This is a genomic window from Pseudopedobacter sp. (genome assembly GCF_040392825.1).
GTDB lineage: Bacteria > Bacteroidota > Bacteroidia > Sphingobacteriales > Sphingobacteriaceae > Pseudopedobacter.
The window spans coordinates 1-26140 of record NZ_JBEBVH010000021.1 but is presented as its reverse complement, the minus strand read 5'-3'; the positions used below and the strand labels follow the sequence as shown (position 1 = coordinate 26140).

At 35.5% G+C, this 26140-nt stretch carries 23 protein-coding genes; 14 read left to right on the top strand and 9 right to left on the bottom strand.

What is annotated here, in order from left to right:
* On the top strand, positions 1 to 530 hold a 530-nt coding region (locus tag ABWO41_RS02770; protein WP_353133081.1), incomplete at its 5' end, for a T9SS type A sorting domain-containing protein.
* 73 nt (positions 531 to 603) lie between these two features.
* On the opposite strand, the gene bshA is transcribed toward ABWO41_RS02770, so the two are convergent.
* Positions 604 to 1734 (bottom strand): N-acetyl-alpha-D-glucosaminyl L-malate synthase BshA, encoded by a 1131-nt coding sequence (gene bshA, locus ABWO41_RS02765; RefSeq protein WP_353133078.1) that lies wholly within the window; start codon positions 1732 to 1734, stop codon positions 604 to 606.
* A gap of 148 nt (positions 1735 to 1882) precedes the next feature.
* On the opposite strand from bshA, the gene ABWO41_RS02760 reads away from it, so the two are divergent.
* Positions 1883 to 2275, top strand: coding sequence for an acyl-CoA thioesterase (locus ABWO41_RS02760; protein ID WP_353133075.1), 393 nt, complete (start codon positions 1883 to 1885; stop codon positions 2273 to 2275).
* Between the two features lie 28 nt (positions 2276 to 2303).
* Here the strand turns inward: ABWO41_RS02760 and ABWO41_RS02755 are convergent, their stop codons facing one another.
* The gene (locus tag ABWO41_RS02755) at positions 2304 to 2765 is read right to left on the bottom strand and encodes a hypothetical protein (protein ID WP_353133072.1); all 462 of its coding nucleotides are present in this window, start codon (positions 2763 to 2765) and stop codon (positions 2304 to 2306) included.
* A gap of 26 nt (positions 2766 to 2791) precedes the next feature.
* Positions 2792 to 4588 carry a serine hydrolase domain-containing protein gene (locus ABWO41_RS02750; RefSeq protein WP_353133070.1) on the bottom strand — a complete coding sequence of 599 codons (1797 nt, stop codon included), beginning with the start codon at positions 4586 to 4588 and terminating at the stop codon, positions 2792 to 2794.
* Positions 4589 to 4662: 74 nt separating this feature from the next.
* Between ABWO41_RS02750 and ABWO41_RS02745 the strand changes: the two genes are divergently transcribed.
* The 9 genes from ABWO41_RS02745 (at position 4663) to ABWO41_RS02705 (ending at position 14605) form a co-directional block, all read left to right on the top strand.
* Positions 4663 to 5142, top strand: coding sequence for a hypothetical protein (locus tag ABWO41_RS02745; protein ID WP_353133067.1), 480 nt, complete (start codon positions 4663 to 4665; stop codon positions 5140 to 5142).
* Between the two features lie 76 nt (positions 5143 to 5218).
* Complete coding sequence (mutL, locus tag ABWO41_RS02740; protein WP_353133064.1) at positions 5219 to 7096, top strand: DNA mismatch repair endonuclease MutL; 1878 nt, start codon at positions 5219 to 5221, stop codon at positions 7094 to 7096.
* 3 nt (positions 7097 to 7099) lie between these two features.
* Positions 7100 to 7852 (top strand): rhomboid family intramembrane serine protease, encoded by a 753-nt coding sequence (locus ABWO41_RS02735; protein ID WP_353133061.1) that lies wholly within the window; start codon positions 7100 to 7102, stop codon positions 7850 to 7852.
* Positions 7853 to 7867: 15 nt separating this feature from the next.
* The gene (locus ABWO41_RS02730) at positions 7868 to 8740 is read left to right on the top strand and encodes a rhomboid family intramembrane serine protease (protein ID WP_353133058.1); all 873 of its coding nucleotides are present in this window, start codon (positions 7868 to 7870) and stop codon (positions 8738 to 8740) included.
* The gene (locus ABWO41_RS02725; RefSeq protein ID WP_353133055.1) at positions 8727 to 9848 is read left to right on the top strand and encodes an endonuclease/exonuclease/phosphatase family protein; all 1122 of its coding nucleotides are present in this window, start codon (positions 8727 to 8729) and stop codon (positions 9846 to 9848) included. Before ABWO41_RS02730 ends, ABWO41_RS02725 begins: the two co-directional genes overlap by 14 nt.
* 57 nt (positions 9849 to 9905) lie before the next feature.
* Positions 9906 to 11366: a cysteine--tRNA ligase gene (gene cysS, locus ABWO41_RS02720; protein ID WP_353133052.1), complete on the top strand. Its 1461-nt coding sequence runs from the start codon at positions 9906 to 9908 to the stop codon at positions 11364 to 11366.
* Between the two features lie 27 nt (positions 11367 to 11393).
* Positions 11394 to 12248: a hypothetical protein gene (locus tag ABWO41_RS02715; protein WP_353133049.1), complete on the top strand. Its 855-nt coding sequence runs from the start codon at positions 11394 to 11396 to the stop codon at positions 12246 to 12248.
* A 246-nt stretch (positions 12249 to 12494) separates the two neighbouring features.
* Positions 12495 to 13055 carry a type 1 glutamine amidotransferase domain-containing protein gene (locus ABWO41_RS02710; RefSeq protein WP_353133046.1) on the top strand — a complete coding sequence of 187 codons (561 nt, stop codon included), beginning with the start codon at positions 12495 to 12497 and terminating at the stop codon, positions 13053 to 13055.
* Positions 13056 to 13375: 320 nt separating this feature from the next.
* Positions 13376 to 14605, top strand: coding sequence for a hypothetical protein (locus tag ABWO41_RS02705; RefSeq protein ID WP_353133043.1), 1230 nt, complete (start codon positions 13376 to 13378; stop codon positions 14603 to 14605).
* A gap of 71 nt (positions 14606 to 14676) precedes the next feature.
* Here the strand turns inward: ABWO41_RS02705 and ABWO41_RS02700 are convergent, their stop codons facing one another.
* From ABWO41_RS02700 to ABWO41_RS02680, 5 genes are all read right to left on the bottom strand, one after another.
* A complete protein-coding gene (locus tag ABWO41_RS02700; RefSeq protein ID WP_353133040.1) occupies positions 14677 to 15522 on the bottom strand; it encodes a DUF4249 family protein in 846 nt (281 codons plus the stop codon).
* Between the two features lies 1 nt (position 15523).
* Complete coding sequence (locus ABWO41_RS02695; RefSeq protein WP_353133037.1) at positions 15524 to 17881, bottom strand: TonB-dependent receptor plug domain-containing protein; 2358 nt, start codon at positions 17879 to 17881, stop codon at positions 15524 to 15526.
* A 160-nt stretch (positions 17882 to 18041) separates the two neighbouring features.
* Complete coding sequence (locus ABWO41_RS02690) at positions 18042 to 19007, bottom strand: AAA family ATPase (protein ID WP_353133034.1); 966 nt, start codon at positions 19005 to 19007, stop codon at positions 18042 to 18044.
* On the bottom strand, positions 19000 to 20364 hold the full coding sequence (locus ABWO41_RS02685; RefSeq protein ID WP_353133031.1) for a peptidylprolyl isomerase: 1365 nt from the start codon (positions 20362 to 20364) through the stop codon (positions 19000 to 19002). The genes ABWO41_RS02690 and ABWO41_RS02685 overlap by 8 nt, the downstream gene beginning before the upstream one ends.
* A 7-nt stretch (positions 20365 to 20371) precedes the next feature.
* Positions 20372 to 21223 carry a hypothetical protein gene (locus ABWO41_RS02680; RefSeq protein ID WP_353133028.1) on the bottom strand — a complete coding sequence of 284 codons (852 nt, stop codon included), beginning with the start codon at positions 21221 to 21223 and terminating at the stop codon, positions 20372 to 20374.
* 465 nt (positions 21224 to 21688) lie between these two features.
* Here ABWO41_RS02680 and ABWO41_RS02675 point away from each other — a divergent pair, with 465 nt between their 5' ends.
* Positions 21689 to 22240 (top strand): hypothetical protein, encoded by a 552-nt coding sequence (locus ABWO41_RS02675; protein WP_353133025.1) that lies wholly within the window; start codon positions 21689 to 21691, stop codon positions 22238 to 22240.
* Between the two features lie 7 nt (positions 22241 to 22247).
* Positions 22248 to 22835, top strand: a complete 588-nt coding sequence (locus ABWO41_RS02670) for a non-canonical purine NTP diphosphatase (RefSeq protein ID WP_353133022.1) — start codon at positions 22248 to 22250, stop codon at positions 22833 to 22835.
* Between the two features lie 102 nt (positions 22836 to 22937).
* Here ABWO41_RS02670 and ABWO41_RS02665 read toward each other — a convergent pair whose 3' ends face one another.
* Positions 22938 to 25037 (bottom strand): OstA-like protein, encoded by a 2100-nt coding sequence (locus ABWO41_RS02665; protein WP_353133019.1) that lies wholly within the window; start codon positions 25035 to 25037, stop codon positions 22938 to 22940.
* A gap of 49 nt (positions 25038 to 25086) precedes the next feature.
* Here ABWO41_RS02665 and tilS point away from each other — a divergent pair.
* On the top strand, positions 25087 to 26140 hold a 1054-nt coding region (tilS, locus tag ABWO41_RS02660), incomplete at its 3' end, for a tRNA lysidine(34) synthetase TilS (RefSeq protein WP_353133016.1).

The window sequence follows — 26140 nt, the reverse complement described above, 5'->3', positions numbered from 1 at the left end:
CTCCACTACCTGTAGCTTTAATCACGTTTACAGCTAAGGCAACCACCGAAGGTGCTTTAATAAACTGGTCGACGGCAACAGAGCTATCAAATGATAAGTTTATCATCGAAAAAAGCTTAGACGGAAAGACTTTCTCCAAACTTACTGAAGTAGCAGCAAAAGGAAGTGGAAATTATTCATACACTGATAAAAATTTAAGTGCTTCTGCCTACTACAGATTAGTTCAGGTTGATCTGGGTGGAAAAACAACGGTGTATAATGATATGATAAGATACGTTAGTACTTCTGGACAAAGCGTTTCAGTCTATCCAAACCCAACTGTTTCATTTGTTAATATTAATCTAAACACTATCGCTAATGATGTGATAAATGTTAAAGTTACAGATGGTCTAGGCAAACTGATTAACAATATTACAGAAGTAGGTAATCAATCAATTAAAATTGATTTACGAAACCAAAAAGCTGGTGTATATTTTATCCAATTGACGAAAAACAATGAGGTAAGTTATCACAAAGTTGTAAAGCAATAGAGATATCTTGCTTATAAAAAATAAAGGCTTGCATTTAAATGCAAGCCTTTATTTTTTTATGTATATCAGCCGCCTACTTACATTCATCAATGACTTGTTGATAATAAGCCTCGTACACGGGTAGAATTAAGCTCAGGTTAAACTCTTTAGCTCTCGCCAGTGCATTTTCTTTAAAAACTTGTAGCTGGGTATCATCCTGTAAAATATGTATTGCTTTTTCAGCCATATCCTCTACGTCTCCGACAGGACTCATAAAACCTGTTACACCGTCTATATTCAATTCTGGCAAGCCTCCCGAATTACTAGAGATTACAGGTACCTTACACGCCATTGCTTCCAACGCAGCCAGTCCAAAACTTTCCGACTCCGACGGCATTAAAAACAAGTCTGATACAGATAGAATCTCCTCAACTGCATCTTGTTTACCTAAAAATCTGACATGTTCACATACGCCTAGCTCACGTGACAGCGCTTCGCAATTCACACGTTCCGGTCCGTCCCCAACCATTAAAAGCTTAGAAGGTATTTTTTCCAATATTTTTTTGAAGATATGAATAACGTCCTGCGTTCTCTTCACTTTTCTAAAATTGGACGTGTGGATAAGGATACGTTCTCCAAATGGGGCAATTGCTTTTTTAAAATGGTCCTTCGGTTGTAAGTTAAAACGCTCCAAATCAATAAAATTTGGAATAACCTTAATATCCTTTTCTATCTCAAAATGATCGTAAGTAGATCTTCTCAAATCTTCAGAAACCGCTGTCACGCCATCAGAATGATTTATAGAAAACGTAACAACAGGCTTATAGGTCATATCTTTTCCTACCAGCGTAATATCAGTACCATGCAGCGTGGTCACTACCGGAATTTTTATACCATAAGTTGCCAGGATTTGTTTAGCCATAAACGCTGCTGATGCATGTGGAATAGCATAATGAACATGCAGAATGTCTAACTTTTCAAATCTCACCACATCCACCATCTTGCTAGACAATGCCAGTTCATAGGGCGCATAGTCAAACAAAGGATAATTAGAAACAGAAACTTCGTGATAAAACAGATTTTCAGAAAAAAAATCTAACCTGGCAGGCTGTCTATAAGTAATAAAGTGAACCTGATGCCCGTTTGCAGCTAAAGCTTTTCCCAATTCAGTCGCAACAACACCGCTTCCCCCGAAAGTAGGATAACAAACTATTCCAATTTTCATTATAAAACGATAAAGGGCCAAAAGTAAATTAAAAATTTAACAATCAACGGGATGTTATGTTAAACATTTGTAAGAAAAAGAATCACTTACATATAAAATTTCTGCTTCGATTAACGTCTTTTGTATATTTAGGAATAATTTTTTGCTGATGAATTTTTATACGAGAAAGTGGGTAAAACCCGAAGACCTGAATGCACACGGAACATTATTTGGTGGCAGTTTACTAAGCTGGATAGACGAAGAAGCCGCCATTTATACAATTATCCAGTTAGGTACAAACAGATGCGTCACCAAGTACATGTCCGAAATCAATTTCATAAATTCAGCAAAACAAGGGGATATTATTGAATTGGGAATTAAGGCTATTCAATTTGGCAGAACTTCTTTGACTTTAACCTGCCAGGTTAGAAATAAAATCACCCGTAAAACGATACTGACAATAGAAAAGATAGTATTTGTGAGTGTGAATGAAGATGGGGTGCCAACTCCACATGGAAAAACAGAAATTACTTATACAGACGAACGTTTAAGAGAGGGATAAAACAAAAAAGCGGCTTAAACCGCTTTTCTTAATTTTTTGTATTAGGAACAAAATCTATTCGCTTTTCCAGATCTGACAAACTGGACTCCAATTTTGCGATCTCTTTTTGCAGCGATTTTACCTTATTATTAGATTTCCCGAGTTTATCATTCAATTTACTTGCATCTTTGGCATCACCGGCCGCTTTTTTTGATGCGCTATTTACTTTAGAAGCCAACTTTAGATTACCTGGATTGTCTTTAATGTCTTCGGAAAGTGATTTTGCAGTTTTTGCAGACTTTGCAGCCTTTTCATTAGCCTTCTCTACTTTCAACGTATAATCGTTTACTTTTACCAATTCATTCTCTAAATCCAATTTCAGGTTATTTAGTTTAGTGGTTTGTTTTAACAGATTTTTTCTATCTTCTAGTTTTTGAATTTCAGGGTTCTGAATTTTTGAAGCACAAGCCCATGTCATCAATACTATTGTTAAAAAATACAGGTATCTCATATTATCAAATTTAATTTCTCCCAAATTTATATTTTTTCTTTCTCTATTGCCTTATAAATTGCATCCTGAATATTAGATCGCACATTCATTTGCAGTAACTTGTTTGTTACTTTAGGATGTACTCTATTAGACAGAAAGATATAAATCAATTCACGAGCCGGATCTACCCAAAAACAGGTACCGGTATATCCAGTATGTCCATAAGTCTCACTGGAAGCAAACTCAGACGGATATTTTTTTGTTAAATCAGGATCCCACCGGTCAAAACCCAATCCTCTTCTACTTATAGGAGACTGTCTGGAGGTAAACAATTCTACAGTTTGGGGTTTAAAGTATTCAGTACCGCCATACGCACCTTTGTTTAGCAACATCTGCCCCAGAATGGCCAAATCTGTTGCCGTAGAGAAGAGACCAGCATGTCCTGCAATACCACCAGCCATGGCAGCTCCCTGATCGTGAACATATCCCCAGAGTAAGGTTTTTCTGAAATACTCATCCTGTTCCGTTGGAATAATGCGATCTTTTTTAAACTTATTTCTCGGATTAAACAAAGTAGCATCCATCCCTAAAGGTGCGTAGAAATTTTCCTTTACATATTCCGGAAGTGCTTCACCTGTAATTCCTTCCAGGATTTCTTTCATATAGTACATACTTAAATCACTATAAACATATTTACCAGGTGTTTTTAATGGAAGTTCCAGCATTTGTTTCCACATCACATTTTTATAATAATCTTTTTTCAGAAAAAAGCTATCTGCAACCTTTACGCTAAAATCTTCACTGGAATCCCGGCTATAATCTACTGGCTTTAAATTTTGATAAAAAGGAATATATGGAATAAAACCTGCCTGATGCAATAAAACATCCTTTACTTTAATATTAGCCTTATCTGTTTTCTTTGTTCTGCTAATATAATTACTGATACCATCATCTAATTTTAGCTTCCCTTCTTCATATAATCTCATACTCGCCAAAGTGGTTGCTGCGATCTTTGTTACTGACGCCAGATCATAAATATCATTTACGTTTACAGGATTTGGGTCTGTATAAGTAGGATGACCAAATGCTTTATTATAAATTATCTTGCCTTTTACCGCAACCAACACAACTGCTCCCGGCGTTGCCTCTGCCGTTATTGCCTGATTGGCTATATGATCTATTTCTGCAAGATCTTTGGAATTGACCCCAACTTCTTCCGGAACAGAATATGCTAAACGGGTTGAAAAAACATCTTCTCCCATGCCTTTAATATATTTTGGAGAATAACTTTCTTCCAGCTTATTCTGCATGCCACGTCCTCCGCATATAACTTGTGCAACCAAGCTTGCCGCTATAACATCTTTCGAACTACTCCACACTATCGGTGCTGTGATATCGTCCAGATATTGCAAATATCTTCCGTTGCCGAACATCGCTACGATAATATTCTTTTTAGATTGCAAGGTCTTTAACAAATCAATATTAGCTGGTTCTAATAAAGAAGAATCATTCACTGCCACTACGATCTGGTTATGAAGCTTCATATCATCTATCACGGCTAATTGGTTATTTCCTGCAATAGCAAACGTATCTATACTTTTGTATTTCGAAAAAATACTGTCCAGGACTGTCACATTTTTAAATCCAATATTCAAACCAGCAACATGTAGTTTTTCCAGATGCTTTAATGGGATTTGTTCTGATTGATTATTGAGAACGACTGTGTTTTTATTTGCTGTCTCCAGATCTTCGACCCATTTTTGATTTTGCTTATGCAATTGTCCACATGCTTGCGCAATAAAGAACAGGGATAATATTCCGGCACCGACAAACTTTCTTAACATATTTTTAATAAAAATTTATTCTCTCTTTACAATTTTATGACTAAATTCACGTATTAGTGAATAAAGGTTTTATAATGAAGGCAAATATCATAACATTTCTGCTAACATCAGTATTTTGCTGCGGAATATCGTATGGGCAATTGCCTGGTACTATTAAACTTAATCCTAACGACACAACCTTCGTTAGAGTATATAATGGCGTTGTTGTAAATAAAGATTTTAAAATTAAGGGAGTTAACAACATAAAAACCATTACCGATAGAAAGGAAGTAGGCAGATTGGGCTTTCAAAAAAAGCCTTTAATGATTATTGAAGACAACAAAACTGATTTTGAATATCAGATTGAGAACAGACTTTTCACAAAAAATGCTTCTTTAATAAAAAATTTAAATTATCCATTAGTAAGAAGGCCAATAGCCATAAATGGCAAGATTGTTTCAAAGTCTGCATTAGATGAGATCAATTTCAGCGAAATCAAAACTGTTACTTATTCCAACAGAAAATTTGTAGACGGACAGGACACTCCTTTCGGTGTTATAAATATCTCCTTGTAAATACACCTTCCTTATTACCCTTTTTGAAAGCAGAATGACTTAAGAGCCCCAAAAAATCCTTAAATTAGCGGTTCGTATGTCAGATATTATACAACTTTTGCCTGATACTGTTGCTAATCAGATTGCTGCTGGAGAAGTGGTACAAAGACCTGCTTCTGCTGTAAAAGAGCTGGTAGAAAATGCAATAGATGCTGGTGCAGATAAAATTCAGTTGATTGTTAAAGATGCAGGCAAAACACTAATACAAATAATTGATAATGGCTGTGGAATGAGTCCTACAGATGCAAGAATGTCTCTGGAACGCCATGCTACATCTAAAATAAGAAAAGCTGAAGATCTGTTTGCCATCCGTACAATGGGATTCAGAGGCGAAGCTATGGCTTCCATTGCAGCAATCGCTCAAATGGAAATCAAAACAAAGAGGCATGAAGATGAACTTGGTAGCATGATACAGATTGAAGGTTCAGAAGTAATAAACCAGGAACCTTGTGCTCATCCCAATGGTACTTCCATTTGTGTGAAAAATCTTTTTTATAATATACCCGCCCGAAGAAATTTTTTGAAGAGCAACGCTGTTGAGATGCGCCATATTATAGACGAATTTCAACGTGTGGCCCTCGCTCATCCGGAGATTCATTTCACCTTGCACCATGACGGTCAGGAAGTTTATCATTTGCCTCAAACTTCTTTAAAGCAAAGAATTATACATGTTCTGGGGAACAACTACAATGAAAGACTGGTGCCTGTAGATGAAGACACCAGTATTATACAACTTAAAGGTTTTATTGGAAAACCCTCTTTTGCTAAAAAAACACGTGGCGATCAGTTTTTCTTTGTAAATAAGAGGTTTATTAAAGACCCTTATCTTAATCACGCTGTAATGGCAGCATATGAGGAGCTACTTACAGAAGATAGTTTCCCTCTATATGTTTTGTTTATAGACATCGATCCATCCAGAATTGATATTAATGTGCACCCAACCAAAACAGAAATCAAGTATCAGGACGACAAAGCAATCTACGCAATCATACGTTCTGCCGTTAAAAGGTCTTTGGGAAAGTATAATATTACACCTACGCTGGATTTTGATCAGGAAACAGGTTTTGAGAGAATGATTACACACAAGCCTTTGGACGAGATTAATCCTCCTCAAATTAATTTTAATCCTGACTTTAACCCTTTTGGCAATGAGGGTTCTACGGTCAAACCAAAATCAGATAATTTCAGAGCAATTGCAGAAAGAACTCACCATATTTCTAACAATTGGTCTACCTTATACGAGATTACACAGCAAGAGAAGGCGGAACAGTTGCCTTTAGATCTTGGTTCTGCTGCAACCGTTTCTTTACATCAGGAAGATACTGTAGAATCTGTACAAACCGATAGCAGGAACCTTTTTCAAATTCATCAGAAATACATCATATCCCCAATTAAATCGGGTTTCATGATGATAGACCAACAAGCGGCTCATGAACGCATTCTTTATGAAAAATTCTTAGAGCAGCTGGAAAGCCACAAAGGATTAAGCCAGCAAAGCCTGTTTCCGCAAACTATTACCTTAAATACTACGGATTATGCATTGGTTAACGAACTATTACCTTCGTTTCATGCATTGGGTTTCCAGATACGCGAATTTGGTAAGAACACATTGGTAATAGAGGGCGTTCCTGCAGATATTCCAGAAAATCATAACCTGGCCGAGATGATGGAAAAACTAATTGAGGGTTTTAAAAACAACCACAGCACCCTCAAATTGGATAAAAGAGACAACCTCGCCAGAACATTGGCGAAGAATGCAGCCATAAAATCGGGCACTTCGTTACGACAAGAAGAAATGAACAACCTGATTGATCAGTTATTCGCATGTAACATTCCAGGAATTTCGATTAACGGCAAACAAATTATTATAAAAATAACTTTAGAAGAACTAGCAGAGCGCTTCAATAAAAGCTAAAATATGAGAGAATTTAGACCTTTAGCAAATACTTTTTTCCCACCCGTTGTAAAAAATCTATTAATTATCAACGGTATTATGTTCTTGGCTACCAACGTTTTCGGAAGAAGCTTGGGAATAGACTTAAATAGGCTCTTAGGATTATATTATTTTGAATCTCCAAATTTTAGAATCTGGCAAATATTCACTCATTTATTCATGCATGGCGACATTATGCACATTTTCTCAAATATGTTGGCCTTATGGATGTTTGGCTCTGTTCTGGAAAACTATTTGGGCTCTAAACGGTTTTTACAATATTATATAATTACAGGCTTGGGAGCAGCGTGTCTCCATTTGGGCATTCAATATTTTGAAGTGCAGGCATTAAAGCAAAATTTGTCTGCCGCAACAATACACGAAGTATTGACTAACGGCGCAAATATAGTAAAACAAGAAATGATGTACAGCGATCCCGGAGCGGCCGCTTATACAGCAGCTTTGTTCTTTCCAACAGTTGGAGCTTCTGGTGCTGTATTTGGTTTGTTGCTGGCTTTCGGAATGCTTTTCCCTAACGCCTTAATATATCTGTACTTCTTTTTACCAATTAAAGCTAAGTATTTTGTAATACTTTATGGTCTTTTTGAGTTATATAGTGGTATAGTTAATAATCCGGCAGATAATGTTGCCCATTTTGCCCATCTTGGGGGTATGCTTTTTGGCTATATACTTATAAAATTATGGCGTATACGCAGACCGGGAGATTTTTTTATGTAATACAATTTGTGGGATATGAATACCTATAACGAACTTAAATATAAAGTATTTAAATCTGGTAGCAGAGTGAATCTGTTTATTGGTATTAACGTTATCATATTCATTGCACTTTCGCTGGTATCTCTGGCTAGACTACTATTTTTTAAACAAGGTGGTTTCGAAAGCTTCGCTTATGAATATTTAGGTGTACCGGCTAATCTGCAAAGCCTTTTATATAGATTTTGGACACCATTTACTTATATGTTTGTCCATAATGGGTTAATACATATTTTATTCAATATGCTTTGGTTATTCTGGATGGGAAAAATATTCGAAAGTTTCCAGAGCCCTAAGAAATTAACATTTCTTTATCTTTTAGGCGGACTTGCAGGTGCTACATTTTATATCGTTTTTTACAATATAATTCCGGCTTTTAAAGATTCTGCAGTAAATTCAATTGCTGTTGGCGCTTCTGCTGCTGTAAGTGCTATTGTGATTGCGACTGCGACCTTACTTCCTAACTATTCTATCCACTTACTTTTATTGGGTTCGGTGAGGTTAAAATGGATCGCGCTAATCTATATTGTTCTGGATGTACTTAGTTTAGCTGGCAACAATGCAGGTGGACACTTATCTCATCTTGGCGGTGCTTTATTTGGCTTTCTCTATATAAAATCACTTCAAAATGGTAACGACTGGAGCAGGCCTTTTGAAAATTTATTTAAACCCAAAAAAAAGCTCAAAATTGTATCAAAAAACTACGATCTGGATTCAAACAGCGATCAGCACCCTGATCAGGAAACCATAGATACAATACTAGATAAGATTTCCCAATCGGGTTATAACTCATTAAGCAAGAAAGAAAAAAACATCCTCTTTAGAGCGAGCCGGGGTAATGAAAAAGAATAGAAAAAACACTTTTTTAGATAAGTTAGTCCTTTTCTTTAACCTGATTGCTGTTGCAACGCTTTTATTAAGCTATCTTGCAACTGTAATTAGTCCAGAAAAATACTGGCATTTTGCGTTTCTTGGTTTAGCTTATCCTTTTATTCTTTTAGCGAATATTCTTTTCATCTTTTTCTGGGCCTTAAAAAGGCGCTGGTATGTTTTCCTTTCTTTATGTGCCATCATAGTGGGTTTCAACAATATCAACCGTACTATTGGTATCCGAAAAAAGACTGTTCAGGATCATACTAGAGATTCTTCATCGATCAAATTGATGACCTATAACATTCATCATTTCAAAAAGTTAGGTTCCGAAGTAGATTCTAACGCCAGAAACAATATCCTGGAGCTGATAAACGAAGAGCAACCTGACGTAATTGCTTTACAAGAGTTCCTTACCAGAAAAAAGGGGAAACTGAAAAGTGAAAATAACATTCTTAAAATACTCAATACAAAAGATTATTATTTTTATGGCACCAGTGGCAACGATTACGAATCGATGGGAATTGCTATTTTCAGTAAATTACCCATTATCACTCACGGAAATCTAACCAAGCTTGATCCTAAAGGTGCCAATAATGGCCTCTGGATTGATGTAAAAAAGAACGGTAAAATATTCAGGATTTATACCGTCCATTTAGCATCTATCGCCTTTGCTCCGGTAGACTATTATTATTTTAACCGGATATCTAATATGAATACTGAAGATGAAGATATCAAACATGGTAAAAAAATACTTTCCAGATTAAAATCTGCTTTTATTCGAAGAGCAAAACAAGTTGACATTTTAAAAGCCTATACAGACAGTTGTAAAACACCATATATCATTATGGGAGATTTCAATGACACACCGGTTTCATATTGCGTAACACAGATTAGTAAAGGTTTAAAAAATACTTTTATCGAAAAAGGGCAGGGTATTGGAAGAACATACAATGGAGATTTCCCTAATTTTCAGATAGATTATATATTAGCAACTCAGGATTTTAATATCCACACTTACAAAACTGTAAAGAAATCCTATTCAGATCACTATCCTGTTATTTCAGAGGTAAGTCTTAACTCACAATAAATCAAAACTATTTTTTCAAATCCTATATCTGATTACAATTTTTGTAGATTTGCAGCCATGTATAATAGTCTTTTCATTTACAATACCATTTCCAGAAAGAAAGAAGAGTTCAAGCCTATTAATTCTCCGTACGTGGGGATGTATGTTTGTGGCCCTACTGTTTATAGTGATGTACATTTAGGCAACTGCAGAACCTTTATTTCTTTTGATCTAATTTACCGCTACCTGATGCATTTGGGGTATAAAGTTAGGTATGTTAGAAATATAACAGATGCAGGGCATTTGGAAGGAGATGGTGATTCTGGAGAAGATAAAATCTCTAAAAAGGCTAAGCTTGCTTCGCTGGAACCAATGGAGATTGTTCAGACTTATACCAATGGCTTTCATGACATGATGAAAGTTTTTAATGTACTGCCACCAAGTATAGAACCAACTGCTACAGGCCATATTATTGAACAAATTGAAATGGTAAAAACCATTTTGGAAAAAGGTCTGGCTTACGAAGTAGACGGCTCTGTTTATTTCGATGTGGAGAAATATAATCAGGAACACAATTATGGCGTTCTGAACGGGCGAAAATTGGAAGACTTATTGAATAACACCCGCGACCTGGGTGGGCAAGATCAGAAACGTGGCAAATTAGATTTCGCACTTTGGATAAAGGCAAAACCAGAACATCTTATGCAATGGCCTTCGCCCTGGGGAATGGGATTTCCGGGCTGGCATTTAGAATGTTCTGCCATGAGTTCAAAATATCTGGGAGATCAATTTGATATTCACGGTGGTGGAATGGATCTTGCCCCAACTCATCACACCAATGAAATTGCCCAAAATGTTGCAGCATGCGGTAAGCACCCGGCTAATTACTGGATACATACCAATATGCTTACGGTTAATGGACAAAAAATGTCTAAATCTTTGGGGAACAGCTTTTTGCCTCATGAACTTTTCACAGGCGATCATACACTTCTGCATAAAGGTTACAGCCCAATGGTTGTTAAATTTTTCATGCTTCAGGCGCATTACAGAAGTACTCTTGATTTTTCTAATGAGGCATTAGATGCCAGTGAAAAAGGCTTTAAACGCCTAATGAATGCAATGGCATTGTTGGATAAATTAAAGGTTTCCGAAAACAACGAAGTAGATATAAAAGCTTTGGAGCAAAAATTCGAGGCTGCTATGAATGACGATTTCAATTCTCCAATTTTAATTGCTGAGTTATTTGATGTTGTTAAAACTATCAATTCTATATACGATGGCAAAGCTAATATCTCTGAAACTACACTTACCGAATTAAAATCGCTTTTAAATGAATATGTACACAATGTTTTAGGCTTAAAAGACGAATTTTCTGAGACTAATGAAATAGAACCTTTGATGGAATTTTTAATTAATATCCGAAAAGAGGCTAAAGAAAAGAAAGATTATGTAACGTCTGACAAGATCAGGATAGGCCTTCAGGATATTGGTTACCAGTTAAAAGACAGCAAAGAAGGAACCACCTGGTCTAAAACATAAGCAGATATATTTTGTTGGATTATTCACATGATTCGTAAAATTTTTTCTATAATCGCGTTTGTACTTCTATGTGGTCTTTATGCCAATGCGCAGAAAGCTAATGGTAGTGTAAAGTCTTTAATAGAAGTAGATGAAAAGCTAAATTATGCGTTTTTTAAAAATGGTATTCCTAATGCTTTTCTTAAATATGCCGACGAAAATGCACTGATTTTTCAGCCTGGCCCGGTTTCACTTCAATCAATTTATAAAAAGACAAAAGAAAAAGATGAAGGTGAAGATCTGGAATGGAAACCAGAATATGCAAGAATATCCAAAAAAGGTGATTTGGGCTTTACCAGTGGCAGATTTGAATTAACAGAGCTGAACAAGAAAAAATATGGCTTTTACTTAAATGTCTGGAAAAACACAAATGGAAAATGGAAGCTTCTGTATCATGCCAAAACGTTTCAACCCCAACTCATAAGAGAAACGAAATTCGATTATTTTGAGCCAAAGGATAAAGAGTTCTATAAACTGATTGGTCCTCAAAAAATCCAAATGCGTGATGATATTGTATTCGGTACAGATGAACTTTTTGGTAAACGACTGGCTTCTAAAAATGGTAATAAATATTTAAGTGAATTTTATGATGCTGGAGTTAGAATATATTTCCCGAAAAAATATCCAACTTATAATCTGGAACAAAGTCTCAAATTTATTTTAAAGAATAAACTAACCTTCAAGTCTGCTCCAAAGGGAGTTGTCAGAGCCTTTAGCGGTGACCTGGCTTTTACACACGGAGAGGCAGCAGTTTCCGGAAAAAATTATAATTACCTGCGGGCCTGGCAAATAGAAGAAAGTTCGGGAAAGTGGAATGTTATTATAGACATGTATGTAGAATAATAATTGAATATAAAAGCTGAATGCTTAAAGCTTAATTCTTAAACGCAAAATTAAAGGCTAAGCGCTCAATTCAGAATAGTGAAAAATATCGAATGCTTCATGTTTCGGGCTTATGACGACATACGCATAATCTTAGTCTCCCCAGAAATTCCGCTTGTTCCTCTTTTATACGCTCTGTTTAATTAATTTTTTGGTTTGGTCTTTGCAGGATTATCTCATATAATTTCACCTATAAAAACTAGTAAGATGGCCAGATTAAGCAACAAAAAGATTGCAATTTTAAGCGAAAATGGCTTTGAGCAATCAGAATTAACCGAACCAAAAAATGCATTGCATGAAGCAGGCGCAACTGTACATGTTATCTCCCCTCAAAAGGGTACAATAAAAGCATGGGATAAAGATCATTGGGGCATTGAAGTAAAGGTAGATAAACTGCTAACAGATGCAAACCCTGAAGAGTATGATGGATTATTAATTCCGGGTGGAGTAATGAATCCGGATTCTATGCGTAAGAATGAAGAATGTGTAAACTTTGCAAAGGCTTTTCTTGAATCTGGAAAACCAATAGCAGCCATTTGCCACGGTCCTCAACTTCTGATAGAAACTGGCGTTTTAGAAGGTAGAAACATGACTTCTTATCCCTCTATAAAAACAGATTTGATTAATGCAGGCGTAAATTGGGAAGACAGTGAAGTGGTTGTAGATAATGGTTTAGTAACCAGTCGTTCGCCAGAAGATAGTCCTGCTTTTAATGCAAAAATGATTGAAGAATTTGCTGAAGGCAAACATATTAGACCAGCGCTTTAATTATTAACACATACACGAAGTTACTTGCCTCCCGGCAGTAACAACTTCGTATGTCTGTACTCATCATCTAATTTCTAAAGTTATGCTTCCTTCCTACTGTCGACCTTCATTCAATTTCAACTGTTTTAATACATCCCCCTTACTTTAAGAAGAAGGAACAAAGCATCTCCAAAGCTTCTCTAAACGAAGGATGCATATTTATTAGAATAACACTAAGAGAGTTTACAGTATCAAATACAAAATACCCAAATATGGGTATTGTATGTTCTAATCAGAATAAGCACTTTTGCCGTTTACCATTAATTAACACAATTTATTCCATGAGAAAACTATTATTAATTACATTCGTTTCAGTTGTAGCTTGTATTTCCTCTTGTAAAAAAAGCTCTAAAAACGACGAAAAATCTGATAATCCTTTCGGCTTAGAATATTCTAATCTAACGACGGAGGAGCACAAAAAAGAAATTGAACAGGCAGGGGTCGAATTTGTACAAGAATTTAATTCTTTACCTGATGAAAAATCAATTAGTGTCCTTAATTACTTTGCCAGCTTAGGTTTAAGCTTAAATGAAGAAGTAGCGAGTGTAAGCAGCACTTTAACTATAAGCAAACATGCTTCAGAGAAAAATGTAGCCGGCATTCTGGCTGCTGTCAACAATGATGATGTTGGCAAATTAAGCGATTCTTATGGCATTTTTGAGTGGAGTGCTAACGAATCTGCCTGGAACGAAATACCTTCTACCGAAAAATTAGAATTTCGTTTTCCTTCCGAAGAGGGCAAAGCTACCAATAATGCAATATTGACTTTCTCTTACGTGAAAGATAAAGATTATACAATTGATGGAGAAAAAGTTGAATTGCCTAAAAGCTCAACTGCTACGCTTAAAGTAGATGGAAAAACCGAATTAACATGGACATCTTCTCATGAGTATAAAGCCGATGGCACACCAACCAAAACCAGTACAAGTGTAACCATTGGAGCCTTTATATTAGCAAGCAACACAAACAATGATGGTAATAACGTGTCTTCTGGTTTTTCTCTTAAAAAAGGATCAAAACAATTATTGGCAGCAAACCTTTCTGGAGAATCAACTGCAACTGTTACGAACGTTAACAATGAAGAAGATGTTGAAAACCTGATAAAAAACGCAAATGCTGATTTTACAGTAATGAATTTTAAATTTATAGGACAAGCTAATATCAAAGAAATCATTAAAGAGATAGATGTTATTTCGGGTGATAATGCTGGACAAAAAGAAGCTGCTGTGTGGAATAAGCACAGCCAACTTGTTGCCGTAAATACTAAAGACAACTCTTTGATTGCAAAAGTGGAATTTCAAGGTTCTGATGAAAGAGAATGTTATAAATACCCTGTTTGGGACCCTAATCAGGGTAAGTACGTAGACCAGGAAAATTGCTGGAATTATTCCTCAGTAGACCCATTATTAGTTTTTAAAGATGGGTCTAAACAAAGTATTGATGCCTTCGCGGAAAATGGATTCAACAAAATCGTAGACGAGCTGGAAAGTTTGATCGAAAAGTTTGATTAATATAAATTTGTGTATCAATAAAAAGGCGGATTTGTTTTAACATAATCCGCCTTTTTATTGATACATCATTCTCATTTTGCAATAATTCTGTACACTTTTGGAGCATATCCACACCATATTCCTATCCCCTGTCCATTTATATTATGATTTATTTTACCTGTAGTGCCAACCAAAGGATTTGAGGAATTAATAACCTCATCATTAAAACTACTCCAAAAATCGTAACCTTCTTTAGGAATAGTAGTAAACTTTAAATAGACAGTATCTCCTTCATTGAAATACGGTTCATGTTTAACAGTCAAATTATTCTTTGGCCCTCTGTTGATATTTAGTATGAGCGATTTACCGTTGAAATATTTATCATCCTGTACAGACAGCAAGGTCGGATAAAATATTTTGTCTTTTTCTGTACGCGTGTAGATCCGGTAATAATTCTTTTCTTCTGCCCGATCACTAAAACGTATATTTAGTTGCTTCTTATCATTTTCTTTGTTTGTAAACCAAAGCGTGTCTAACTCAACAGAATTAGGAATACTGGTTTCCGCTGTTAAAACATGTCCGGCATACTCAACTTTAAGCGTATATTTCTTCCCTTTCTCTCCTTTAATCTCATTACCCCTGTATAAATAAGGAGGAAAATACCTGTCGTCTTTTCGGGATGTTAGTATTTCTGTAGTTGTTCCATCACTCACTGTAATCTTAGCCCAGCGTATTACAGCTTCACTAAGCTGTGCTGAATCTAACCTGGTAAAAAAAGGGAGGTTATGGGTCAGAATTACATAAGGGTATCCGTTTTCTTCAATCCATCCTTCAACAACAAAATTGGGTTTATAGCCGGTCAAATCATTATCTTCCTGCTTACACCCTGTAAACGCCATCAGCAACATCAATATGAATAAACCTGGTTCTCTCCACATATTACTTTAAGTAAATTTTATAATTAATCGCTGGCAATATTGGTAGCAACGCTACTGATTTAGGTTGTATAGATACTTTGTATGCGGTCAAATCTCCTTCTGCCATATAGAACATATACATAGGGTTCTGCCGGTTATATATATTATACACAGAAACAGAAAGTTCGGTCTCAAAATTCTTATATGATCTTAACTTTCTACTGGCAGAAATATCCATTCTATGATATACGGGCATCCGGGTTCCGTTAAATGCTCCGTATTCGTTTACGATATTTCCTCCAATCATATACCTGCTAATGGGCTTCGTATAAGCATTGCCACTGGCAAAAGTGAACAAAGCAGAAATATTCCAGAGTTTATTTAATTTATAATGACCAACCAGTGAAAGGTCATGTCTTCTGTCATATTTAAACGGAAATTTTTTCCCATCATTAATCGCATTAAATTGTCTATTGGCAAAGGCGAAAGTATAAGACAACCATCCGCCAAATCTTCCCTGATTCTTTTTAAGAAAAAACTCTGTTCCCCATGAATCACCTCTTCCGAAATAAAGATTATCTTCTATCTTCATATTGTCTATCAAATTCATGATACCTCCGGAAAATTCGGCTAAATCCGTCATATTCTTATAGAACATTGTGGCAGAACCTTCATATTTTTTATTGCGTAATTCTTTGTGATAACCTATACTTCCCTGATATCCTTTTGCAGGACGAATATTGCCAACAGAAGGCATCCAAAAATCAGCAGGAAAATTTACCGCAGTAACCGATATTAAATGTAACGGCTGAACACTTCTTGTAAACGCAATTTTTAAAGCAGATTCTCCATTTAATTGATAATTCAGCGAAACAGACGGTTCTATGAAGAGATAGTCCGTTATGGTTTCGTTGCTATCAAAATTCAATATAGAGCCATTTTCTTCTACGTATGAATAAGGCCCCTTATGCCTGAAATAGCTTAACCTGGCACCCATATTTACTCCTATCTTAGAGTTCCATTTAAAATCATCTGTGATATAAACAGCGCTTTCATCTGCATAATAAACATTGGCAGTTCCATAATCCATTTCTACTCCTGCCGATTGCGCTGAAGGAGTGTTAGGTTTATATCTATGACCGGAAAAATATAAGCCTGCTTTTACCTGATGCCTTCCTAGATCGATATCTAATTGGTTCTTGTAGCTTACATTACGAATATCTGATTTTACATTTACACTATATTGCTCCTGAGACATTCCAAACTTAAACTTATAGCCACTATAAGTGGCGACAGTGTTTAATGTTATTTTATTGTTCAATACCCTTGCCCAAGTTGCTGATAAGGCCGTATTAACCCAATTGATGTAATTATTAATACCAAAACGGCTAATACCAAAACCAAAATCGTCACCACCTGAATAAGCAGAAAAATAAATGGCGTCCTTTGTACCTAAACGAGTATTAGACAGGAAATTCAGATCATAAAAATCATAGTTCATTTTATTAAAAAAAGAACTTTTGCTTAATTGGTTTACGACAGGCCAAACAGTCTGATTCATAAAGGTCTTTCTTCCCCAAACACCAATACTCCAGTTAGCCGATATGGGAACCATCGTTCCTGCATTTATTGAAAACGGACTAATATCTGCTTCGAGTCTTAAAGAATCACTGATTTTTCTTTCACTTTTAACATCAACTAATGCAGACAACCGCCCTGGATGCTCTGAAGGTACTCCCGACCTGTGCAAAGTTACACTCTCCGTTACAGCGGGATTAAATACCGAGAACAACCCCAGCATATGCATAGGATTGTAAATTATTGCATCATTAAACAAAGTAAGGTTTTGACCTCCGGTTCCTCCCCTGACAAATAAACCCGAGTTACCTTCTCCTCCATTTGCAATTCCGGGTAAACTGCGGATAGCTTTAAAGACATCTTTTTGTCCCAGGAAACCAGTTGTAAGGGCTAACTCTTTTTTATCTAGTTGCTGAAGATTAGCCCGATTATCATGAAGAGTACTTTTCTTGCCCGAAGAAGTAACATAGACTTCATCCATTGTTTTTACAAATGGTCTCAAATACAAATTGAAAACAGAATCTTTATTGATATTAAGATCAATATTTAGGGTATCGTAACCGAGTTTATAAACTTTTACTGATTTAATTTCGGAATTACTATTAAAAGTATAATAACCATTATTTTTAGATATAATGTGTTTCCCTAAATTAAATAACAGAACGGCCTCTGAAACAGCAACTCCTGTGGGTTCTTCTAAAATAAAACCACTTATCCGGATTCTTTCTTGTGCAAAAGTGCAAATGTAAAACGCACTAAGCATGAGCGTAAAAAAAGGAGAGAGTTTCCTTCTTGTTAACATGCTTTTAAATTCTCTAAGGCTGCATATAACATAGGTGCAAACTTACTCATTAAGGTTTAAAGTATGCAATACCCAATTTTAAGTATATTGAATTTAAAATAACCAGTGTATAAGTCCGGAAGGTTATCATGAGGCATCCAGGAATCCAACACAATTATTCTTAAAATAATTGCTTAATAATCTGTTCTATACTGATTCCTTCTGCTTCTGCTTTGTAATTCTTCACCAAACGATGTCTTAAAATAGTAGTAGCTACTGCTTGTACATCTTCTATATCAGGAGAGAATTTACCGTGAATGGCAGCATGGCATTTCGCACCGACAACTAAATATTGTGAAGCTCTGGGACCAGCTCCCCAACTAATATATTTATTCACTATCTCTGCTGCAAATTCTGTTTGCGGTCTTGTTTTAGCAACCAGTTTAACTGCATATTCCACTACGTTATCTGCAACAGGAATATTTCTTACCAATTGCTGAAAATCATTAATATCATTGGCATTAATGATTTTATTTAATTCCTGAACCTGAGTTCCGGTGGTATTTTTAACTATAGCCAGCTCCTCTGAGAAACTTGGGTAGGTTAAATGCACATTAAACATAAACCTGTCTAATTGTGCTTCTGGTAAAGGGTATGTTCCTTCCTGTTCGATTGGATTTTGTGTAGCCAATACAAAGAAAGGCTTAGGAAGAATATGTGTGTGCCCCGCAGCAGTAACTGACTTCTCCTGCATAGCCTCTAATAAAGCGGCCTGTGTTTTTGGGGGAGTTCTGTTAATCTCGTCTGCTAGAATAATATTAGCAAAAACAGGACCTTTTATAAACTTAAAATTCCTGTCTTCACCTAAAATCTCACTTCCTACTATATCAGAAGGCATTAAGTCCGGGGTAAACTGGATACGATTAAAACTTAAATCCAAAACCTTCGATACCGTCTGTACTAACAAAGTTTTAGCCAGACCTGGTACCCCCATTAACAAACAATGTCCATTACTGAAAATAGAGACCAAAACAAATTTTACTACTTCGTCTTGTCCTACAATTACCTTAGAGATTTCTTGCCTTATCTCCAGATATGCCTTATTAAGTGCTTGTATGCCTTCTATTTCAGAATTGTATTTACTCATTATTTGCAGAAACAGTAGTGTCCGTTATCCATTCTTTTAAAATATCGCAATTATAAAAATCTTTATCTATTCTGATATAAGTAGATTTTCTTCGCTTATCGAACCAATTACTAACAACCTTGCTGTTTTTTTCTTCATAAGCGGCATCTTTAATTTTTGGAAAATCCTGTTCTAAATTTGCCGTATGAGGAGGTATTTTTGTTTTTAGATATAGAAACCTGTAGCCTTTTTTACCTCTGTTGTCGGTAAAAACATCTGGTTTAGAATAACTTCCCACCTTCATAGTATCTACTACCAGAAAAATAGAAGGGTCCAACTTATCTGTAGGGATATAGGTTGTCCTGTTGGCACTTTCATAATTCAGGATCATTCCACCGTTGTATTTAGTATCATTATTCCCTGAGTAAAGAGAAGCTGCTGTAGAAAAATCCATTTTCTTATCTACCACTTTTTGGTAAATAGAATCGATTTCTACTTTTGCTCTTTCCATTGCCGCCGGAGGACTGTCAGGAACAATTAAAATGTGTCTTGCTCTTACACTTTCTCCTCTCCTTTCTAAAACTTCCAGAAAATGGAACCCAAATTCTGTTTCAAAAACCGGAGAAAGTTCACCTGGTTTCAATTTGAAAGCCCAGGCAGTAAACTCCTTTGCCATGGTTTGTCTATCAAAAAATGGTAATTCTCCACCATCTCTTGCAGACCCGGGATCCTGAGAATATAATCTGGCTAAGGTTGCAAAACTATCCCCATTCTTAATCCTTAATCTTAAAGCCTCCAGTTTGTCTTTGTAAACTTCTTTTTCCTGTTTGGTAAGCTTTGGATAAATTACAACTTCTCCAACTTCTACCTCTGTATTATAGGTTGGCAGAGAATCTTTTGGTATTGCTTCAAAAAAACGTCTTACATCTAAAGGCGTAACTTCTACCTTTTCTGTAATTTTAGCCTGCATTTTCTGAGCTACTAACTGCTCATGTATATCTGGCCTGATTTCATCTTTATACAAAATAACAGGGCGACCTAAAAATTCCTCCAACCTTTGCTCGCCTCCGGCTCTGGAAATCATGGTACGCATCCTTCTATCTACTTCATTATCTATATCTGCTTCTTCTACAACAATAGAATCTATTGCTGCTTGCTTAGTCAGTAACTTCTGACTTAACATGCTTTGCATGATATAGCATTTTATATTTGGATCAGGTTTGGTTCCCTGAAGGATATATTGTGCGTATTGCTGTTCTATCTCAGATTGTAAAATAATATTGTCTCCAACCACGGCAACCACTTTATCTATTACTTTCTTTTGGGCAAATAAATTACTGCCTATAAGTAGAAATGCTATAATTAAAATTCTTTTCATCTAGGGGCTAATATACTTCTAATTCGTTGTTTTTTTGCGCTTCAAGAAAAACTTCTCTTTCCATTTGGCTAATTAACTTCAATTTCCGTTGATTTAAAATCATACTTTTAATATTCTCTCTTTCAAAATTTAGCGGAGAGAGACTATCCTTAAATTTATAATCCCGCAAAATTAGGAGATATAATGTATTATTTTCAGAAATTTGAAAAATACGGTTCAGACTCTGGAAATTATTTTCTCCTAACCTGCTCATAGGTAAATGTTTTGCTAAATCATCTACATAATGCCAATTGGTATCTAACAAAGAAAATGACGGCGAATATTTAAAGCAGTATTTTTCTAAAAGATCTCTATCCCTTACGTCTTTAGATACAAACAGTTTTTTCACCATCTCTATTTTTGGTGCTTCTTCCGGCAATTTAATATACGATATTTTTAGGATTGGCTTTTTCAACAAGAAGATGTCTTTATTTTGGTTGTAATAGGCTTCTATATCTTTTTCATTAACTACAGTATCTAATTTTTGTTGGATTAATTCCTGCTCGTATTGAAACCTCACTAACGATTTCCTGTAATTATCCAGTTGTTCCTGAATGTACTTTTCATCTAAGTTCACATTCATCTCTGCCTTTTTCAGCAAAACAATACCTTGCTGCCACTGATCTATAAAAGCTCTTACTATTGCGATGCTATCATTACCATGAACGTTTTTAGGAACAATTCCCTGTAAGTCCTTTTTATACAGATATTCGTCAAAAGCTCTTGCAATGGGCTTGTCTTTCTTTTTAAACCAACTGCATGAAGCAGCTAACAAAGAAAAAGCTGTCAACAAAAACAAACCGGCAAGTATTTTTTTCATTAAATAATCACAATGCTGTAAATAGCGATCTCTAAGAATGTAAAGATGCTATTTTTTAAACTAAAATAATTGGTTTTTATTGTAACATGAGGGTTTTAACCATTTTTAACACTAATAAGCATCTTGTTAAAATCAGTATAAAAACGTTTACTAAGAAATTTATCTATTTGAAATTTATCTATTTGAAAAATCACAATCACTTCCGATAAATTGATATAAGTCTCTATCATGATAAGGAGCGTTTGAAATGGCTACCCGCTTATACAAGAAACAGCGAACGATAAAAAAAGCGACTATTACACATAACCCTTTTATCAGAAAATAATAGTGGAGTTGATTTATTGGCATTGAAAAAATATAGCAATTGAGAGAAGATTCTTAATAACTTTTTAAAAGATTTGTCCATCTATTCCTATCAAGTTTCCGGTTAACTCGTCAAAATTTATGTTTATTATGTAAATTTGAATGATGGAAACTTTAAAAACAGAAAGCTCACTAGCCTTGAGCATTTTGCTAAACGAAGATATTTACGTTTTTAAAGAAGATATAGAAGAAGTTCAAACCGTTACGAACTTAGAATCTCTTCCGGCCGAGCCTGAACATACTGAACCGGTAAGTGAAACGGTAACATCTAAACCAAGTTTCAACTATATGGGAGAGAATAATAAATCTGTTCTTGTTATAGTGAATGATCCGGAATCAGAATTTCTTAACCAGACAGATCTGATTTTCTTACTAAAAATCTTATCTGCAAAAAAATTGGAACTCAATGACATTGCCATTATGAATTTGGCAAAACACACAAATTACGAGTTTGAAAATTTAAAAAACTTTTTTGCCTGTAATAGAATTCTGACTTATGGGATTCATCCAAATATTTTAGGAATGCAAGGCCTAACATCCAACGCATTGCAGGAGTTCAATGGGGTTAAATTTCTGGGCACATGGTCTTTAAGGCAAATGGTGAATGACGACAACAAAAAAAGAACCTATTGGAACGTCCTCAAACTTTTTTAATTGATATATGACTAAAATAGATCTGGTTTTTGCTACCAACAATCCGCATAAAGTTGCCGAGGTACAATCTAAAGTAAATGGCAACTTTAACATTATTGGTCTGGCTGATATTGGCTGTACCGAAGATATTGTTGAAGACGGTGCTACTCTAGAAGAGAATGCTTCTATAAAAAGCCGATATGTGTTTAGAAACTACAGCAAAAATTGTTTTGGTGACGACACCGGATTAGAAATTGAAGCATTGAATAATGAACCTGGTGTTTATTCTGCCAGATATGCCGGGGGAAGAGATTCTGAAAAAAACATAGATCTTGTTTTAGAAAAGCTAAAGGGAACAGCAAACAGAAAAGCAAGATTCAGAACTGTAATTTCTTTAATTATTGACGGCCAGGAAAACCTTTTTGAAGGTATCGTAAATGGTTACATTACTACAGAACGATCTGGTGTTGCAGGTTTCGGCTATGACCCAATCTTTAAACCGGAAGGTTATGATGTCACTTTTGCAGAAATGAGCATGGAAGACAAAAACCGCATTAGCCATAGAGGTAGAGCTATGGAAAAGTTATTGAATTTCTTAGAGGAAATGAAGCCCTAAATTCGTCACTTAAAAGTGTAGATAAAACTTACTTTCACAACTGTTCTCAAAAGGTTCTCCTTTAGAAAAACCTGTCGAAGATGATTTCAACCCTTATGCTGATTAACTCTTCTTTTTCAGTGCAGGACTTCCCGTTGCCGACTTTGGCTTAGGAAGCGCTTTTGCTGGTGGAGCCGTTGTTTTTTTTGCCGGTGTATTTTTCTTCTGATTATTTACAGCCTTCGGCTGGCTAAATATCTCTTCTTTAGATTTTGGTCGTTCCTTAGGTTTCCAACTAAAATTTGGCAAAGTTTTCAGTTCTTCTGTTAACTGAGCAATTGGATAATAAGTCATTTCCGGTTTTCTTAAGAATAACACACTCATTAAACTGTCATTAGAAAAATTAATTCTCATTCTTGAAGCTAAAGTTCGCAACATTCCCTTGTTACTTGTGGTATCTTCCGGAAAATAAATACTTTCCGCATTTCCATCTACAAAAACACGGTCCAGCTTTTCGTTTACAAAATAACCTTTCATTGTTTTTCCGGCAACCTGATTAAATGTAATTGAATCTTTAGTATTTACTACAATAGCATTTTTAATCATGTCCATATTATCCAGTTTTCCATTTACCATTTGCATATACATAGTATCTGCGACAATCTGGCTTCCTTGTGCCCAAACAATTGGCGATCTGTAAATTCTTAAGGTAGAATCTCCGTAGCTAAAAAAAGCAGAGTCTGATTTCGCCTGTAAATCCGTTTTAAACACTTTTACATTACGCCAGGCACTTATTGTTCTTATCTTCGCGGTATCACGTTCTAATCTCTGGATACTATCTTTCAGTAAACTATCTGCGAGCAACATTTTCCTGTTGTAAGCTTTTATCTCGGCTGAGTCGATAGCACTTCCGGTTTTCTTTTTATCTGCAATATCTGTCTTTTTCTCCTTTTCCTGCGCTTTGGGCTGTATAAGCTCTGGCTTTTCCTTTCTACGTCTTGCCTTTTTTTTCTCCTTCTTACTCATCAATACCGGAAGGTCTTCTTTCGACATATCTTTAATTGTAGAATCTATAACTGCAGAGGTATCTTGTACTGCAGATTTAACGGAATCGATTTGCAGAACTTTGTCGTTTAACGTTAAGCTATCTTTACTTAGGGAGTTATTCAAACTATCTGTTTTTAATCCTCCATTATTCAGCGAATCTAATGTACTTTGGTTCAGTTCTAAGGCCGGTATTTCCTTAATTTTTCTGGATTCTCTTAACCTATAAGCTTCTCCTTTGGTTGTCACCGTACTATATAAGGTATCGGCAGACATCCAAATACTATCTCTGGATAAAGAATCTTTCTGGGTTTCAAAAACAACATAAGCGTTTCGCGTAACCTCTATACTTTCATCCGCTTTCAGGTAGTAACCCAAATCGCCATGCAACTCAACTTTCTGAGCGGTGTCTCTAAAAATGATATTTTTCACCGCCCGACCAAAACCAGCATTTCTATCGTAGAACAGACTGTCACCCGTTAAACTTTTAGAATTTTGCGTATATAAATTCCGTTTTCCAAAAGCAGCCTGGTCTGTTGCTGTATTATAAGTTCCATTCTCGGTATATAAGGTATCGTCCTTACCGTAAATATGGGTAGGACCATAGAAATAGGCTATTTTACTTAAAGAATTATAACGAAGCGTATCGGAAACAATTAAGGCTTCGGGGCTTTGAACTTTTACGTTATATCTGAAATAGGCATCGTTGGAATTAGAAAAATAGTACCCATTTTTACTTGTCAATGTATTTGGCCCGTTTACAATTTTCCCTCCATCGTGATATTGGCCAACTTTAGACGCCATATTATAAGTAAGATGATTAGTTGTCAAAACCGCTGTCCCATCCAGCATTCTCACATTATTCGTTAAAATGGCAACTTTGGTATTACCGTTATAATTCAATAAATCAGAATATATATTTATGGTATCGGCCTGGTTAATATGAACGTGTCCAAACGCATCGAAACTATTTTTTTCGATATAAAAGTAGGCACTATCACAAGTAAGAGTAGAATTATCTTGTTGAAAAACAGGTTTAATAACCTTTTGCGTATTCTCTCCATTCCGTTTCATCCCAATGAAAGACTCGGACTGCAATAGTTCTACACGCGTTATTTTCTGTCCGAAAACACCAATAGATATCAAAAAGGAAACTACAAAAATGAAATACTTTTTCACAGAGCAAAATTAGTTTTTTGGAACGACATTAAACGTTTAATTTTGATTGATGTTATCGCAATTAAAAATATTCCTCGATTATATCGATAAGTACGATTTATTTAATAAAAATGAGACTATTTTATTGGCAGTAAGTGGAGGGAGAGATTCCATGGTTATGGCTCATCTCTTTCATTTGGCTGGTTTTAAAATAGCGATAGCACATTGTAATTTCCATTTGCGCGGAGACGAATCTATTCGGGACGAACAATTTGTAAGAAACGCAGCACTAAATCTAAATATCCCGATTCATATTACACATTTTGAAACTACCGCTTATGCAGAGGAACATAAAATAAGTATTCAAATGGCTGCCAGAGAATTGCGCTACGATTTCTTTGATGATTTATGTGTGGAATTTGGTTATACGAAGATTGCTGTTGCCCACCATCAGAATGATGCCATTGAAACGGTTCTCTTAAATTTAATAAGAGGTACCGGAATTGCCGGTTTACATGGAATTAAGCATACCCGAAACAAGATTATAAGACCTTTGCTTTGTTTTACCAGAGATGAAATAGATGCCTTTGTAAAAGAGCAAAATATAGACTTTGTTGAAGACAGCTCTAATGCGTCTGATAAATATGCAAGAAATAAAATTCGTTTGAAGATTGTTCCCGAAATGGAAAAAATCAATCCTTCTTTAAATGAAACCTTCAGAAAAAACATCAACTATTTTGCAGATCTGGAAGAATTTATTGGTTTAGAAATCGGAAAGTATAAATCTGCTTTGTTGGAAAAGGATAATGCTGGATTTAAAATGAGGATAAGCCGCATTGCAGATTTGAAATCGAAAAGCTTTATTCTTTCCGAAATATTAATACCATATGGCTTTAATATGACTACTGTTCAGGATTTACTAGACGTAATCAATAGGAACAGCATATCTGGCAAAAAATTTCTATCCGACAGCCATCAGATTTTATTAGACAGGGAGTATCTTTTTTTACAAAAAATTCCTCAACAGGAAATTCAATCGGTATCAAAAATTGATACTAACACTAAATGTATAGAATTTAATGGCTTTATTATCCACATTAATAAACACAATCATAAAATAGAAT